13 protein-coding genes are annotated in these 14,699 nt (G+C 71.3%); 5 read left to right on the forward strand and 8 right to left on the reverse strand.

Annotated features, from left to right (window positions below):
- Positions 1–70: 70 nt before the first annotated feature.
- A complete protein-coding gene (ileS, locus tag MMSR116_RS22565; protein ID WP_085988059.1) occupies positions 71–3,037 on the reverse strand; it encodes an isoleucine--tRNA ligase in 2,967 nt (988 codons plus the stop codon).
- Between the two features lie 604 nt (positions 3,038–3,641).
- Between ileS and MMSR116_RS22570 the strand changes: the two genes are divergently transcribed.
- Positions 3,642–3,911, forward strand: a complete 270-nt coding sequence (locus tag MMSR116_RS22570; RefSeq protein ID WP_010686236.1) for a hypothetical protein — start codon at positions 3,642–3,644, stop codon at positions 3,909–3,911.
- An 18-nt stretch (positions 3,912–3,929) separates the two neighbouring features.
- On the opposite strand, the gene MMSR116_RS22575 is transcribed toward MMSR116_RS22570, so the two are convergent.
- The 3 genes from MMSR116_RS22575 to MMSR116_RS22585 form a co-directional block, all read right to left on the reverse strand.
- Entirely contained in the window at positions 3,930–4,883 is a 954-nt protein-coding gene (locus MMSR116_RS22575) for a DMT family transporter (RefSeq protein ID WP_010686235.1), read from the reverse strand.
- Between the two features lie 126 nt (positions 4,884–5,009).
- On the reverse strand, positions 5,010–5,399 hold the full coding sequence (locus MMSR116_RS22580; RefSeq protein WP_010686234.1) for a hypothetical protein: 390 nt from the start codon (positions 5,397–5,399) through the stop codon (positions 5,010–5,012).
- Positions 5,400–5,836: 437 nt separating this feature from the next.
- Entirely contained in the window at positions 5,837–6,679 is an 843-nt protein-coding gene (locus MMSR116_RS22585; RefSeq protein WP_010686233.1) for an NAD(P)-dependent oxidoreductase, read from the reverse strand.
- 85 nt (positions 6,680–6,764) lie between these two features.
- Between MMSR116_RS22585 and MMSR116_RS22590 the strand changes: the two genes are divergently transcribed.
- Positions 6,765–6,986 carry an antitoxin MazE-like protein gene (locus MMSR116_RS22590; RefSeq protein ID WP_010686232.1) on the forward strand — a complete coding sequence of 74 codons (222 nt, stop codon included), beginning with the start codon at positions 6,765–6,767 and terminating at the stop codon, positions 6,984–6,986.
- A complete protein-coding gene (locus tag MMSR116_RS22595) occupies positions 6,983–7,309 on the forward strand; it encodes a type II toxin-antitoxin system PemK/MazF family toxin (protein ID WP_010686231.1) in 327 nt (108 codons plus the stop codon). The genes MMSR116_RS22590 and MMSR116_RS22595 overlap by 4 nt, the downstream gene beginning before the upstream one ends.
- Before the next feature lie 78 nt (positions 7,310–7,387).
- Here MMSR116_RS22595 and MMSR116_RS22600 read toward each other — a convergent pair whose 3' ends face one another.
- On the reverse strand, positions 7,388–8,590 hold the full coding sequence (locus tag MMSR116_RS22600) for a pyridoxal phosphate-dependent aminotransferase (RefSeq protein WP_010686230.1): 1,203 nt from the start codon (positions 8,588–8,590) through the stop codon (positions 7,388–7,390).
- Between the two features lie 190 nt (positions 8,591–8,780).
- Here MMSR116_RS22600 and MMSR116_RS22605 point away from each other — a divergent pair, with 190 nt between their 5' ends.
- Positions 8,781–9,809: an LLM class flavin-dependent oxidoreductase gene (locus MMSR116_RS22605; protein WP_010686229.1), complete on the forward strand. Its 1,029-nt coding sequence runs from the start codon at positions 8,781–8,783 to the stop codon at positions 9,807–9,809.
- A gap of 108 nt (positions 9,810–9,917) precedes the next feature.
- Complete coding sequence (locus tag MMSR116_RS22610; protein WP_010686228.1) at positions 9,918–10,961, forward strand: fumarylacetoacetate hydrolase family protein; 1,044 nt, start codon at positions 9,918–9,920, stop codon at positions 10,959–10,961.
- Positions 10,962–11,353: 392 nt separating this feature from the next.
- On the opposite strand, the gene cysN is transcribed toward MMSR116_RS22610, so the two are convergent.
- From cysN to MMSR116_RS22625, 3 genes are read right to left on the reverse strand one after another with little or no spacing between them, the layout of a single operon-like run.
- Positions 11,354–12,757 (reverse strand): sulfate adenylyltransferase subunit CysN, encoded by a 1,404-nt coding sequence (gene cysN / locus MMSR116_RS22615; protein WP_010686227.1) that lies wholly within the window; start codon positions 12,755–12,757, stop codon positions 11,354–11,356.
- On the reverse strand, positions 12,757–13,716 hold the full coding sequence (cysD, locus tag MMSR116_RS22620; RefSeq protein ID WP_010686226.1) for a sulfate adenylyltransferase subunit CysD: 960 nt from the start codon (positions 13,714–13,716) through the stop codon (positions 12,757–12,759). Before cysD ends, cysN begins: the two co-directional genes overlap by 1 nt.
- Entirely contained in the window at positions 13,713–14,552 is an 840-nt protein-coding gene (locus MMSR116_RS22625) for a phosphoadenylyl-sulfate reductase (RefSeq protein ID WP_010686225.1), read from the reverse strand. The genes cysD and MMSR116_RS22625 overlap by 4 nt, the downstream gene beginning before the upstream one ends.
- Positions 14,553–14,699 lie beyond the last annotated feature (147 nt).

Genomic DNA, 14,699 nt, shown 5'->3' on the forward strand with positions numbered 1-14,699 from the left:
CGGCCCGACCCGACCGCCTTCGGGGGCCACCCTCCCCCGCAGAGGGGGGAGGGCGCTGTCGCGGGTATGATCACGCCGCGCTCGCCTCCGGATGCGCCGCGTCCCACTCACGGAGCGCCTGGGCGTCGCGGGGGGTCACGTCCGGAAAGTCCGGATCGCTGCCCACGCTCGTGCTGACCCGCCAGGAGCGGGCGCATTTGCGGCCCTGGGCCGGGCTCGGCACCACGGCGACGCCGCGGACCTCGTCGAGGCGGAAGGCGTCGGCCGGGCCCTCGCCCGCCGCCACCGTGATGTCCGAGGTGATGCAGGTATCGGCGAAGTCGCAGCCCTCGAGCGCGGCGAGCAGCTCCGGATCGGCCACGTAGACCGTCGGCGCCGCCTCCAGGCTCGCGCCGATCCGCTTGGCCGCGCGCTCGATCTCCAGGGCGCCGGTGACCACCCGCCGCACCCGCCGGATCTTCTGCCAGCGCTCCGCGAGGGCAGCGTCGAGCCACGCGGCCGGGGTCTCCGGCAGGGTCTGGAGATGCACCGAGCCGTCCTCGGACGGGTAGCGGTCGAGCCACGCCTCCTCGGCCGTGAAGGCCAGGACCGGGGCGAGCCAGATCGCGACGCGCCGGAAGGACTCGTCGATCACCTGCAGCGCTGCCCGGCGGCGCACCGAGGAGATCGGATCGCAGTACAGGGCGTCCTTGCGCACGTCGAAATAGAAGGACGACAGGTCGCCGGTCATGAAGCCGTTGAGCAGCGCCACCACCCGCTTGGTGTCGAAGGCCGCGTAGGCCTCGCGGATCTCGCCGTCGAGCTCGGCGAGCCGGTGCAGGATCAGCCGCTCCAGCTCCGGCATTTCTTTGAACGCGATGTCGTCGCCCGCGACCCGATGCGCCAGGGAGCCCAGCATCCAGCGCAGCGAATTCCTGAGCTTGCGGTAGGTCTCGGCAAACGTCTTGATGATCTCCGGGCCGATGCGCAGGTCGTCGGTGTAGTCGGAGGCGGCCACCCAGAGGCGCAGGATGTCGGCACCCGAATCCTTGATGACGCTCTGCGGCGCGACGACGTTGCCCTTCGACTTCGACATCTTGAGGCCCTTGCCGTCGAGCACGAAGCCGTGGGTCAGGACGATGTCGTAGGGCGCCCGGCCGCGGGTGCCGGCGGATTCGAGCAGCGAGGACTGGAACCAGCCGCGGTGCTGGTCCGAGCCCTCCAGGTACATGACCCGGTCCTTCCCGCCGTCGCGGACGCGCGTGACGCCCGCGAGCCCCGGGAAGGCTTCCGGATCGTCCAGCACGAAGGCGTGGGTCGAGCCGGAATCGAACCAGACGTCGAGGACGTCGGTGACCTTCTCGTAGGCGGCCGGGTCATGGTCCGGCGCCAGGAAGCGCTCAGCGGCGTCGTCCCGGAACCACGCGTCGGCGCCCTCGCTGGCGAAGGCGTCGCGGATGCGGGCGTTGACGGCATCGTCCTTCAGGATCTCGGCGGTCTCCCGGTGGACGAACACGGTGATCGGCACACCCCAGGCGCGCTGGCGCGAGACCACCCAGTCCGGCCGGTTGGCGACCATGCCGGTGATGCGGTTCTTTCCTTGAGTCGGCACCCACTGGGTGTCGTCGATGCCCTGGAGCGCCACCTCGCGGAGCGTCCGGTTGCCGAGCGAATCCACCGGCCGGTCCATGGCGATGAACCATTGCGGCGTGTTGCGGAAGATCACCGGCTTCTTGGACCGCCAGGAATGCGGGTACTGGTGGCGCAGCACCCCGCGGGCGATCAGCGCCCCGGCCTCCGTCAGCGCGGCGATGACCGCCTTGTTGGCGTCGCCCTTCTCGCCCTTGGCGGTGAGCACGCGGGTGCCGGTGAAGCCCGGGGCCGCCTCGGTGAGCACGCCGTCGGCGTCGACCGTGTAGGGGATGGTCGCGTCGATGCCGCGCTCGCGCAGCAGCCGCCCGCTGGCCATCCAGAGCTCGAAATCCTCGCGGCCGTGGCTCGGCGCCGTGTGGACGAAGCCGGTTCCGGACTCGTCCGTGACGTGGTCGCCGTCGAGCATCGGCACCGCGAAGGCATAGCCGAGCTTGGCCAGCGGATGGTCCAGGGTCAGGCCGGCGAGCGTCGACGGGCTCACGTCGCCCACGCGCTCGAACGCCTCGACCCGGGCGGCCTTGAACACCGTGGCGGCGAGGCTGTCGGCGAGCAGGTAGGTCTGGCCGGGGGTCGCCCAGTTGTCGGCCGGCGCCTCCGTCACCCGGTACAGGCCGTAGGCGATCTTCTTGGAGAACGCGACGGCGCGGTTGCCGGGGATCGTCCAGGGCGTCGTCGTCCAGATCACCACCCGGGCCGCCGCGAGGTCGCCCTCGGCGCCGGAGCGGATCGGGAAGGCAACGAACACCGTGTCGCTGACGTGCTCCTCGTACTCGACCTCCGCCTCGGCCAGCGCGGTCTTCTCGACCACCGACCACATGACGGGCTTCGAGCCGCGGTAGAGCTGGCCGCTCATCGAGAACTTCATCAGCTCGTCGGCGATCACGGCCTCGGCGGGGAACGCCATGGTGGCGTAGGGATGGTCCCAGTCGCCGGTGACGCCGAGCCGCTTGAACTCCTCGCGCTGCACGTCGAGCCACTGGGCCGCGAAGGTCCGGCATTCCTGCCGGAACTCGATCACCGGCACGTCGTCCTTGTTGCGGCCCTTGGCGCGGTACTGCTCCTCGATCTTCCACTCGATCGGCAAGCCGTGGCAGTCCCAGCCCGGCACGTAGTTGGCGTCGAAGCCGAGGGCGGTCTGCGAGCGGACCACCACGTCCTTGAGGATCTTGTTGAGCGCCGTGCCGATGTGGATGTTGCCGTTGGCGTAGGGCGGCCCGTCGTGGAGCACGAATTTCGGCCGGTCCCGGCCGCGGGCGCGCAGCGTCCCGTAGAGATCCATCTGCTTCCAGCGCTCGATGAAGAGCGGCTCGCGCACCGGCAGGCCGGCGCGCATCGGGAACTCGGTCTGCGGCAGGAACAGGGTCTTGGAATAGTCGCGGGCGGGCGCGGTCTCGGGGGCGGTCATCGGATCTCGCATCGGCGGTCGGGCCGGGAAGGCCGGCGGAATCGGGTCAGGCGGCAGGAGGATCCCGGACCTCCGCGCGGCCGCGCCGAAGCGGGCCCTCAGGCGGAGGCCGGGCCGGTAATTCGAATGGGGCGGCCGAAGCCGCGCAGGGCGCGCGAAGCGGGCATGCCCGGTTCTCTACCAGCCGCTCCGGCGCGAGGCCAGCGGCCGTGCGGATCACGCAGGGCTGAGAACGCGGGTCGACGCGACGAGGCTCCGCCCAGGAGCGGCGACCCCGTCAATCCGGGCCTGCGAAGCGGGGCCCCGGGATCCAGTTCCGCAACGGGCGGATGGCATGGCACGGTCGGCGGATCTGGATTGCCCGCCTCCGGCATGCCCCTTCGGGTCCGGGCTCGCCTGCGGCGCCCTTGGAATGACGGCGTGGTCGCTACGCATCACCCGGCACGCGGACGCGTTGCAGTCCGTCAACCCGAGATCCCCGCCCTGTCGGATCACGCGCCTGTGAAACCGGATGGGACCAATCGGCGTCTGAACCGTTGACCCACACTCTCCGCACGCGGTGGCGGCGCGGAGCCGACCCAGATCAACATCCGGGAGTAGACCCATGAAGAAGCTTCTGATCGCGACCCTCGCCCTCGCGCCGATCGCCTTCGCGGGGGCCGCGCAGGCCCAGGGCACGGTCCGCGGCGCCCAGCGCGGCGCCGAGGACGGCACGGCCGCGGCCGGCCCGGTGGGCGGCGTCGTCGGCGGCGCGGTGGGCGCGGCCACCGGCACGGTCGGCGGCGTGCTCGGCACCGATCCCGATCCGGCCCGCCGGGCCCGCGAGGATCGCCGCGAGGAGCGGATGGAGCGCCGGGAGCGGATGAGCCGCTAAGTCGCAGGGCCGGTCGCCTCAGGCGGCCGGCCGCGCCTCGCGGCGGATGGTCTCCTGCGCCAGGAGGTACAGGCCGGAGCCGACTACGATCATGGCGCCCGCCACGGTCCAGCGGCTCGGCAGGTCGCCGAACAGCAGGAAGCCGAAGGTCACGGACCAGAGCAGCTGCGTGTAGATGAACGGCGCCAGCACGTTCGCCGGCGCGCGGGCATGGGCCATCACCAGAAGCCAGTGGCCGAGCGTCCCGAACAGCGCGACGCCGAGGAGCAGGGCCCAGTGGGTCAGGTTCGCCGGAGCGGCCCAGATCCAGGGCAGGAGCGGCGCCATCAGCCCGAGGCCGGCGAGCCCCGTGTAGAACATGGTCGTGGCGGTCGAGTCGTAGGCCGCGAGCTTGCGCGTGATGATCGCGTAGAAGGCGTAGACCACGACGTTGGCGACGCAGAGCAGGGCGGCCGGGTGCATTCCGCCCAGGCCCGGGCGCACGATAACCAGCACGCCGAGGAAGCCGACGCCGATCGCCGCCAGCCGCGCCCGCGACGACCACTCGCCGAGCAGCGGTCCCGCCAGCAGCGCCACCGTGAGCGGGGCGGCGAACTGGATCGAGATCGTCTCGGCCATCTGCAGGTAGCGCAGGGCCAGGAAGTTCAGGGCCGTGGAGGCGAAGAGCAGCAGCGAGCGGACGATCTGGAGCGTCAGCCGCCGGCTCTTCACCACGCCCGGCGTGCGCACCGGGTTGATGAACAGCGAGATCATCGCGACGCTCGCGGCGTAGCGCATGAAGGTGGTGACCAGCGGGTCGACCCCGGCCCGCGCCAGCGTCTTGGCGCTGGCATCGAGGCCCGCGAAGAACGCGACCGCCCCGCACATCAGCGCGATGCCGACGAGCCGCCGGCGTCCGGCGGCATCCGCCTCGGCGGCGGCGCGGGCGGGGGCGATGTCATCGGTGACGGACGTCGCGACCTGCGGAGTCATGCCTGCCGAACCCTGGTGGAGGCCGAGAGTCCTGCCACGCTCGCTCCCGGGGCGGTATCCGTCGCCGCGCAGGGGAACCATGCAGCCGACACGGCCTCCCGGCCGGCTGCGTCACGCGCCCGCGGCTCAGCGCCTGGCCACGGCCTTCTCGGCGGAGGGAATCTTCTCGGCGGACGCGGTCTTCGTCGCCGCCTTCGCGACCTTCGCCTTCGATGGCGTCGCCCCCGCGATCAGCGCGGCGAGATGCGACTGGTCGAGCCCTGTTGCGGGTGCCGCGACCGCGCGCGGCGGGGACGATGTCGCGGATGAGATCGCGGATGCGGGCGCGCCGATGGCCGCGAGGGGTCGCTCGGTCGCGCGCGGCTCGATGGAGCCCGTGGCGACCGGGTCGGGGATGCTGGCGACCGATGCGGCCGGCGCCGCCTCGCGCTGGACGCGCAGCGCCCAGTGCGCCGCGGTGGAGAGGGCGGCGACCGCCAGGATCGCCTTGATGCCGCTGGTGAGCAGGGCTCGCATGATCGTCAGGCCCGAGAAAACGCGGTTACGCAGGACCGGATCCCCGGTCTTCCCGCATCATCCCGCGGGAGCGTGAACGAAGCCGCAACCGCCGCCGCCGGCCCTGTCCCGGAACGGGGCATCCGACCCGTCGGGGCACGGTCCGGGCGGGCGGATCGATCCATCTCGGAAGGAGATTGATGTGGGCCATGCGCCGGATCCGCGGTTCCTGTTCCCCGCGCGCCCGACACTCCTGCAGCAACTCGGCCCACTGAGCCTCACAGGAACGGCCCAGAGAACTGGTCCGGACCACCCCGTCACTGCCGACCCCGCTACCATGCAGGCCCGAGCGGGCTCGCGAAACCTTCAGGCGCATCGGCCGCTGGGGACAGCCCGTGTAGAGGGTGACAGCCGAGCCGGCAACCGAGGCGGAGCCGTTTCCCCGCACCCCGCGGCGATCAGCGCTCCGCGGCGACCGCGGCGAAGCGTATCAGCGCGGCGATGTCCGCCTCGCCGGCCTCCGCGGCGAGACGACGGTAAAGCACCGCATAGCTGGCGAAGACCTGCCGCCCCGCCGCGTCCGGCCCCAGGAACGCGGCGATCTCCTCCATCTCTGGGGCCCAGCGATAGGCCTTCGGCGCCATGTCGGGCAAGGCCCTGGCGAACCGGGCGAGGAGCGCCGGCTCGTTCTCGGCGAGTTCGGCCAGCAGCGCGTCGCCGGCGCCGGCGCGCTCCGCCGCGCCGATCATGATGGCGGCCAGCGCCGTCAGGCCCTTGTTGAGGCCGGCATAGCTCATCTTGAGGCTGGACGCCGCCCCCGTGCCGCCGGGGCAGACGCGCAGGTCGAGGCCGAGGTCGCGCAGCACCATCGCCGGGGCGGTATCGGGGCCCGAGACGTAGACGCGGGGTCCCGTCGTGCCGGGCTTCGGCGGCAGGCCGAGGATCGCGCCGTCGAGGAACGGCGTGCCGGTGGCCGCGACGATGCCGCCGATGCGCCTCACGGTCTCCGGACTGACGGCGTTGGCGTCGACATAGACCGGCTTGCTCGAGGCCGCCGACAGGGCGGGCGCCAGCCGGTGGGCCAACGCCTCCGCGTCGGCGGGCGGCACGATCGACAGCAGGAGGTCGGCGCCCGCGAGATCGGCCTCCGGGGCATGGAGCATCCCGGCGGCCTCGGCCCGGGCCCGGCTCGCCGCCCCGCGCCCGTCGAGGGAGGTCAGCACCCGGGCGCCTCGCTCGGCGAGCCGGGCCCCGAGGGCGCTGCCCATGGCGCCGGGCGCGATCACGGCGATTGTGGACATGACGATGCTCACCCGGACTGCGATCCGGGCATGGTAGTCAGCGGTCTTGGCGGAGCCTAGAGTGCGCCACGATCGGATCCTCGCGATGACTCAGATAAGGCCGAGAGCAGGCTCCTCGAATGCCCCCCGCTATCATCGGGCGCCGCGACGCGACGGCATGAAGCTGCTGCGCCTCTGGGTTCCAGATCCATCGCGGTCCGGGTTCAAGGAGGAGGCCGCCCGGCAAGCCGCCCTTCTGAAGGGAGCTGCCGAGGAAGCCGAAGCTCTGAACTTCATCGAATCAGCGTTCGACTGGCCCGAACAGTGACGCGTGGTGACATCGTCACCGTCTCGCCGCCGGGAGCCTACGGCAAGCCGCGTCCCGCAATCGTCGTTCAATCCGACTGGTTGGCTGGGACCGACAGCACCCTCGTCTGCCTCGTCACGAGCACATTGCGCGAGGCACCGCTTTTCAGGCTTACCGTCGAGCCGACTCCAGCTAACGGGTTGCGAAGCACCTCGCAGATCATGGTCGACAAGATCATTGCCCTGCCGCGGGCGAAATGCGGCACCCGCATCGGCCGGCTTGAACGCGATACCCTCACAGCCTTGAACCGGATGCTCGCCATCGTGCTCGGCCCCGCCGACTGACGGGGCGATCTGGTTCCGCACGCTTGATCCCGCAGGCGTGGAGACGCTCCGCCGGATGACCGAAGCAGGCTCTCAGTCTTACCGCAGCGAGCCGCAGAACCGCTGGATCCGCCGGCAGGCCTCCTCCAGCACCGCGTTGGACGTCGCGTAGGAGATGCGCAGGTTCGGGCCGAGCCCGAAGGCCGAGCCGTGCACCGCCGCCACGCCCTCGGCCTGGAGCAGCTCCATGACGAAGTCCTCGTCGGTCTCGATCGTCTTGCCGCCTTCCGTCTTCTTGCCGATCAGCGCCGCGCAGGACGGGTAGACGTAGAACGCGCCCTCCGGCGTCGGGCAGGTCAGGCCGTTGGTCTGGTTGAGCATGGACACGACGAGGTCGCGCCGGCCCTGGAAGGCCGCGCGGAACGTGGCGAGGTGGTCCTGCGGGCCGTCGAGGGCGGCGACCGCCGCCCATTGCGCGATCGTGCTCGCCCCGGAAGTCTGCTGGCCCTGGACGAAGTCCATCGCCTTGATGAGCTTCTCCGGCCCGGCCGCGTAGCCGATGCGCCAGCCGGTCATGGCGTAGCCCTTCGAGACGCCGTTCATGGTCAGCGTCCGCTCCAGGAGCTGCGGCTCGACCTGGGCCGGGGTGACGAATTCGAAGTCGCCGTAGGTCAGGTGCTCGTAGATGTCGTCGGTCAGGATGTGCACGTCCGGATAGCGGAGCAGCACGTCGGTGAGCGCCTTCATCTCGGCGCGGGAATAGGCGGCGCCCGACGGGTTCGAGGGCGAGTTGAGGACGATCCACTTGGTCTTCGGGGTGAGCACCCGGTCGAGTTCCTCGGCCTGGAGCTTGAAGCCGTGGGCCATGTCGGTGTCGGCGAAGACCGGAGTGCCGCCGCACAGTCCGACCATCTCCGGGTAGGACACCCAGTAGGGGCGCGGGATGACCACCTCGTCGCCGGGATTCAGGGTGGCCAGGAAGGCGTTGTACAGGACCTGCTTGCCGCCGGTGCCCACGATGGTCTGCGAGACCTTGTAGTCGAGCCCGTTCTCGCGCTTGAACTTGCGCACGATCGCCTCGCGCAGCGGCACGATGCCGGAGACCGGCGGGTAGCGGGTCTCGTTGCGGTGGATCGCCTCGATCGCGGCCTGCTTGATGTGCTCGGGCGTGTCGAAGTCGGGCTCGCCCACCGACAGGCTGATGACGTCGACGCCGGAGGCCTTCAGGTCCCGGGCCTTCTGGGTCATCACGATGGTCGCGGACGGCTTCACCCGCGAGAGGACATCGGCGAGGAGAGCCATGGCGTGCGGTGCTCCGGATTGTCGAGGTCGGGCGCCGCTCGTTTCGCGGCGCGGCGGACCCTAGGCCCGGGATGCGGAGCCGGCAAGGCGGTGTGCGGCGCGCCACAGAAGTTCGCGCCCGGCGCGCCGCGCAGGTCTCTCCTGCGCGGCCGCCCTCGCTTTGCGGGACCGGCGATACCAGATCCCGACGATGACTCCGCTCTCCGTCCTCGACCTCTCCTTCGTCAGCGCCGACTCGACGCCGGCGCAGGCGCTGCACGACACCCTGGCGCTCGCCCGCCACGTCGACGGCCTCGGCTACCGGCGCTACTGGCTCGCCGAGCACCACGCGCTCCCCAACGTGGCGAGCCCGGCGCCCGAGATCATGATCGGCCAGATCGCCGCCGCGACCCGGACCCTCCGGGTCGGTTCCGGCGGGATCATGCTGCCGAACCACCCACCGCTGATGGTGGCCGAGCGCTTCCGGGTGCTGGAGGCCCTGTTCCCGGGCCGGATCGACCTGGGCCTCGGGCGCGCGCCTGGCACGGATGGCCTCACCGCGCGGGCGCTGCGCCGCCGGGAGGCACCGGGGGAGGGCGGCCAGGGCGATGACTTCCTCGACCGCCTGCAGGAGCTGCTGTTCTGGGACGGCGGCTTCCCGGAGGGACACCCCTTCGCGCGGATCGAGGCAAGCCCCGCGGGGGTGCCGCTGCCGCCGATCTTCCTGCTCGGCTCCTCCGATTACAGCGCCCGGCTCGCCGCCGAGATCGGCTGCGGCTTCGGCTTCGCGCAGCACTTCTCCGGGATGCCCGCGGAGCCGCCGATGCTGGACTACCGGAACCGGTTCCGGCCGACGCGGCTCGGCGCGAAGCCCCACGCGATCCTGGCGGTGGCGGCGATCTGCGCCACCACGGATGCGGAGGCCGAGCGGCTGGCCGCGAGCGCACGCCTGGCGACGCTGCGGCGGGAGCGGGGCGAGTACCGGCCGCTGCCGAGCCTCGCCGAGGCGCTGGCCTACCCGTATTCCGAGGCTGAGCGGATGCAGATCGCGCGCGGCCGCGACCGCCTGCACGTGGGCGGGCCGGAAACCCTGCGGGCCCGGCTCGCCGACATGGTGGCGCGCACGCAGGCCGACGAGCTGATGATCGTCTCGGCCATCCCCGACCAGGCGGCGCGGCACGAGTCCTACGGACTCCTGGCGCAGGTCTGGGGGCTCGGCGCCGCTTCACAGGCGGCCTGAGCCGTCACCCGGCACCCGCCGCGGGTCCTGGCGGCGGCGCCGCCGGCCGTGCAGGCTCCCGCCCGGATCACCCCCGCGACCAGACGGGCCGACCGGAGGAGAGGCAGCATGGGCAACCGACGCGAATTCCTGACCGCCACGGCCGCGGGGCTCGCCGCCGCGGCGGCGCCGGCCCGGGCCGCCGAGGAGCGGACGGCGGCGCCCGAGACCGCGCCCAAGACCGCGCCGGCCGGGGCTCCCCCGCCGTTCGGCATGCCGCGGGACATGGTGCTCCTCAACATGCGCAGCGGCGACGCCTACAGCCTGGGCGTGAAGACGAAGGACGGCGTGCTCGACGTCGCCGCCGCCGGCCGGGCGCTCGGGATACCGGTCCCCGCCGACATGGACGACCTGCTGCAGAACGGCCGCGGCCCGGCGCTGCGGGCGCTGATCGACGCGGTCGAGGCCGCCCCCGACGGGCGCTTCATGCTGGAGGAATCCGGCATCGCCTACGGCCCGGTGGTCACCCGGCCCGAGAAGATCATCATGATGGGCTTCAACTACCGCCACCACGCGGAGGAGACCGGCACGCCGATCCCCAAGGACCCGCCGCTGTTCAACAAGTACAACAACGCCCTGAACCATCACGGCGGCACGATCACGCTGCCGACCCAGGCGGCGCGGGAATTCGACTACGAGACCGAGCTGGTGCTGGTGTTCGGCCGGGAATGCCGGAACGTGTCCGAGGCGGACGCCCTCGACTATCTCGCCGGCTACTGCACGGGCAACGATTTCAGCGCCCGGGACCTCCAGACGCTGACCTCGCAGTTCATGATCGGGAAGACCTCGGACGGGTTCGCGCCGCTGGGGCCCTACCTCGTGACCGCTGACCGGGTGAAGGACCCGAACAACCTCAAGCTCAAGACGCTGGTCAACGGCCAGGTGCGCCAGGACTGGAGCACAAACGACATGATCTTCAACTGCCGCCAGCTCATCAGCTTCGCCTCGAAGGTGATGACGATCCGGCCGGGGGACATCTTCTACACGGGCACGCCGCAGGGGGTGATCTTCGGCGAGGAGATCCCGCGCAAGGACCGGGCGTGGCTGAAGCCCGGCGACGAGGTCGTGTCCGAGCTGGAAGGGCTGGGTGAGCTGCGCTTCAGGCTGGTCTGATCGGGTTGCGTGACGGCGCGGTCCGCTGCGCAATCACGGGCGCGGCGCGCGATCGTTTCCGCTCCTGTGCCGGCCCCAATGTTCACCCATCGCTGCTGAACGCTGAAGCTGATGATGGGGCGCGACCGGCCCCTCTCCCGTGTGGGCTAGGGGACTCACACGTCTGGGACTGACACCAAAGCTCTGAAAATAGGAGCGCTTTTCTCCTCCTCCTTGTGGGGAGGGGCCAGGGATTGGGGGTGGTTCAGGATCGAGCGCAAAGGTGCCTTCTGCGTCACCCCCACCTCCAACTCCTCCCCACAAGGGGGAGGAGAGCGCGCCTCAGCTAGCGATGTGTGAATGTCGTAACCCAGATGGGAGAAGGAGGGCGCGCGTCGTGCGCCCGACCGTCCTCAGCGCCCGAACAGGCGACCGAGGCGGGCGAGGAACCCGGACCCTTCAGCAGGCTTCGCGGCGGATTGCGCCTTCACGCGCTCCGCCTGCGGCGCCAGGACCAGCCCGAGGGCCGCCGTGTCGGTGGTCTCGCGGTCGATCAGGATCAGGCTGCCGGTCTCGCGGTTCTCCGCGTAGGAATCCACCGCCACCGCCCGGTCGAGGCGCAGGCTCACGTCGGCGATGTCGTTCGCCGACAGGCGCTCGGCCGGGCCGGGCCGGCCGGTCTCCGGATCGATCCGCGAGACGATCCGCTCCACGGTCGCGGTGACCGTGGCGGTGCCGATCTTGGCGAGCAGGCTGGCCCCCGGGCTCAGATCGGTCTCGGCCGCCCAGAACAGGCGCGCGTCGAGGGTCTCGGTGACCCGCATCGGCGCGTCGGTCGACACGATCACCTGACCGCGGGAGGCGTCGATCTGGTCGGCGAGCACGAGGGTCACCGACTCGTCCTCGCCGGCCTCGGGCAGGTCGCCGTCGGCGGTGTAGATCCGCGCCACCGTGGAGGTCCGGCCGGAGGGCTGGACCGTCACCGAGTCGCCCGGCCGCACCCGGCCGCTGGCGATCCGGCCGCTGTAGCCGCGGAACTCGGAATTGGGCCGGTTGACCCACTGCACCGCCATGCGGAACGGCGCGTTGAGCGCCTCCGCGCGGACCGGCACGGTCTCGAGGTAGCCGAGCAGGGGGCCGCCCGTGTACCAGGGCGCCGCGATGCCCGGCTCCACGACGTTGTCGCCGTTCTTGGCCGAGAGCGGAATCGCCTTGACCTCGGAGAAATTCAGCCCGCGGGCAAAGTCCGAGAACCCCGCCACGATGCCGTCGAAGGTGCCCTGCGACCAGCCGGCGAGGTCCATCTTGTTCACCGCCAGCACGACCCGGCGGATCCCGAGATTCGACACGAGCAGCGCGTGGCGCCGCGTCTGGCGGGTCAGGCCCTGGCGCGCATCGACCAGGATCACCGCCACGTCCGCCGTCGAGGCGCCGGTGGCCATGTTGCGGGTGTACTGCTCGTGGCCGGGGGTGTCGGCCACGATGAAGGAGCGCTTGTCGGTGGAGAAGAACCGGTAGGCGACGTCGATGGTGATGCCCTGCTCGCGCTCGGCCTGGAGGCCGTCCACCAGCAGCGCCAGATCCACCTCCTGCCCCTGCGTGCCGTGCTTGCGCGAGTCGCGCTGGAGCGCCGAGATCTGGTCGTCGAAGATCTGCTTGGTGTCGTGCAGGAGCCGCCCGATCAGGGTCGACTTGCCGTCATCCACCGAGCCGCAGGCGATGAAGCGCAGCACCGCCTTGTTGCGGTGGGCGGTCAGGAACGCCGCGTAGCCGGAGGCCCGGTCGGTGAAGGCCGTGGGAGCCTGGTGGAGCGTCATCAGAAATAGCCCTCCTGCTTCTTGCGCTCCATGGCGCCGGCCCCGTCCTTGTCGATCACCCGGCCCTGGCGCTCCGAGGTGCGCGCCGCCAGAGTCTCGCCGATGATCTCGGGAAGGCTGGCCGCGTCGCTCTCCACCGCGCCGGTGAGCGGGTAGCAGCCGAGCGTCCGGAAGCGGACGAGGCGCTGCTGCGGGGTCTCGCCGGGCGCGAGCGGCAGCCGCTCGTCGTCGACCATGATGAGCTGACCGTCGCGCTCCACCACCGGCCGCTCCTTGGCGAAGTAGAGCGGCACGATCGGAATGTTTTCCTGCTCGATGTAGAGCCAGATGTCGAGCTCGGTCCAGTTCGACAGCGGGAAGACCCGCAGGGATTCGCCGCGCTTCTTCTTGAGATTGTACAGGTGCCAGGGCTCGGCACGCTGGCGCTTCGGGTCCCAGCGGTGCTGCGCGGTCCGGAGCGAGATGATCCGCTCCTTGGCGCGGCTCGCCTCCTCGTCGCGGCGGGCGCCGCCGAAGGCCGCGTCGAACTTGTGCTTGTCGAGCGCCTGCCGCAGGGCCTGCGTCTTCATCACGTCGGTGTGCACCTCGGAGCCGTGGCTCACCGGCCCGATCCCGCGGGCGAGCCCGTCCGGATTGGTGTGGATCAGCAGGTCGAGGCCGAGTTCCTTGGCGCGGGCATCGCGGAAGGCGATCATCTCGCGGAACTTCCACGTGGTGTCGACGTGGAGCAGCGGGAACGGCAGCCGCCCGGGCGCGAAGGCCTTGAGGGCGAGGTGCAGCAGCACCGAGGAATCCTTGCCGATCGAGTAGAGCATCACCGGGTTCTCGGTCTCTGCGACCGTCTCCCGGAAGATGTGGATGGCCTCGGCCTCCAGCCGCTTGAGGTGGCTGAGGCGGTCGGCGGTCTGTGCGGACGTGGGGGCGCTCGGCGGCACGGCGGCGGCGAGGGCGGCGCTCATCGGGCGAACTCCGGCTGGCGGGCTGTCTGATTCGGGGTAGTCTCGAAAGGAGGCTCGAAGGCGGCGGCCTCGAGGACGGCGGGCTCCTGGCCCGGCTGCACGGAAGCCCCGGGGCGTCCGACGTGCAGGCCGCATTCCTTCTTGTCTTCCTGCTCCCACCACCAGCGGCCGGCCCGCTCGGGCTCGCCGAGCTTCACGGCCCGGGTGCAGGGGGCGCAGCCGATCGACGGGAAGCCGCGATCGTGCAGGACGTTGTAGGGCACGAAATTGTCGCGCACGAAGCGGTCGACCTGCTCGCGCGACCAGTCGGCCAGCGGGTTCAGCTTGATCAGGCCGCGCTCCGCGTCGAAGGCGGCGAGCGGCGTCGCGGCGCGGTTGGCCGACTGGCCGGCCCGCAGGCCGGTGAGCCAGCCGCTCGCGCCGGCGAGCGCGCGGCCCAGCGGCTCGACCTTGCGGAAGCCGCAGCAGGCCTGACGGGCCGCCACCGAGCGCCGGAAGCCGTTGATGCCCTCGCTCCGCACGAAATCCTCGGCGGCCGCGCGTTCGGGGGCGTAGGCGGTGATTCGGATGCCGTAGGCCGACTCGGTCTCGGTCCACGTGTCGTAGGTCTCGGCGAAGAGGCGGCCGGTATCTAGGGTGACGATCTCGACGCGACCCTTCGCGAGGCCCGCCATGGCCAGCGCGTGGGTGAGCGCCTGGTCCTCGACGCCGAGGCTCGTCGTGAAGACGAGGCGGCCGGGGATCTCCGCGGCGATCAGGTGGAGGCGGCCTGGAAGGTCGAGCCCGGACAGCCGCTCCGCGAGGGAGTCGGCCGCCTGTCGGTCCGGACGGGTCATCGCGCCATGTCCCGGGGTTCGCGTGGTGGAAAGGCCACGGCCAGCGCCGCGCCTGTTGTCGAACGGTCGAAATGTTCGCTATACCGAACGAAGTCAAGGCGCCCCGGCGCCCTTGACCGGGTCGGACCGGCGGTTCGGCGTGCGGTT

This window comes from Methylobacterium mesophilicum SR1.6/6, assembly GCF_000364445.2.
Lineage (GTDB): Bacteria > Pseudomonadota > Alphaproteobacteria > Rhizobiales > Beijerinckiaceae > Methylobacterium > Methylobacterium mesophilicum_A.

Bases quoted from the DNA above. Each gene is read 5' to 3' on its own strand.
- MMSR116_RS22585 (WP_010686233.1), bottom strand. From the start codon at position 6,679: ATGTCCACAATCGCCGTGATCGCGCCCGGCGCCATGGGCAGCGCCCTC.
- MMSR116_RS22600 (WP_010686230.1), bottom strand. From the start codon at position 8,590: ATGGCTCTCCTCGCCGATGTCCTCTCGCGGGTGAAGCCGTCCGCGACC.
- cysD (WP_010686226.1), bottom strand. From the start codon at position 13,716: ATGAGCGCCGCCCTCGCCGCCGCCGTGCCGCCGAGCGCCCCCACGTCC.
- MMSR116_RS22610 (WP_010686228.1), top strand. From the start codon at position 9,918: ATGGGCAACCGACGCGAATTCCTGACCGCCACGGCCGCGGGGCTCGCC.
- MMSR116_RS22570 (WP_010686236.1), top strand. From the start codon at position 3,642: ATGAAGAAGCTTCTGATCGCGACCCTCGCCCTCGCGCCGATCGCCTTC.
- MMSR116_RS22605 (WP_010686229.1), top strand. From the start codon at position 8,781: ATGACTCCGCTCTCCGTCCTCGACCTCTCCTTCGTCAGCGCCGACTCG.
- ileS (WP_085988059.1), bottom strand. From the start codon at position 3,037: ATGACCGCCCCCGAGACCGCGCCCGCCCGCGACTATTCCAAGACCCTG.
- MMSR116_RS22625 (WP_010686225.1), bottom strand. From the start codon at position 14,552: ATGACCCGTCCGGACCGACAGGCGGCCGACTCCCTCGCGGAGCGGCTG.
- MMSR116_RS22575 (WP_010686235.1), bottom strand. From the start codon at position 4,883: ATGACTCCGCAGGTCGCGACGTCCGTCACCGATGACATCGCCCCCGCC.
- cysN (WP_010686227.1), bottom strand. From the start codon at position 12,757: ATGACGCTCCACCAGGCTCCCACGGCCTTCACCGACCGGGCCTCCGGC.
- MMSR116_RS22590 (WP_010686232.1), top strand. From the start codon at position 6,765: ATGACTCAGATAAGGCCGAGAGCAGGCTCCTCGAATGCCCCCCGCTAT.
- MMSR116_RS22580 (WP_010686234.1), bottom strand. From the start codon at position 5,399: ATGCGAGCCCTGCTCACCAGCGGCATCAAGGCGATCCTGGCGGTCGCC.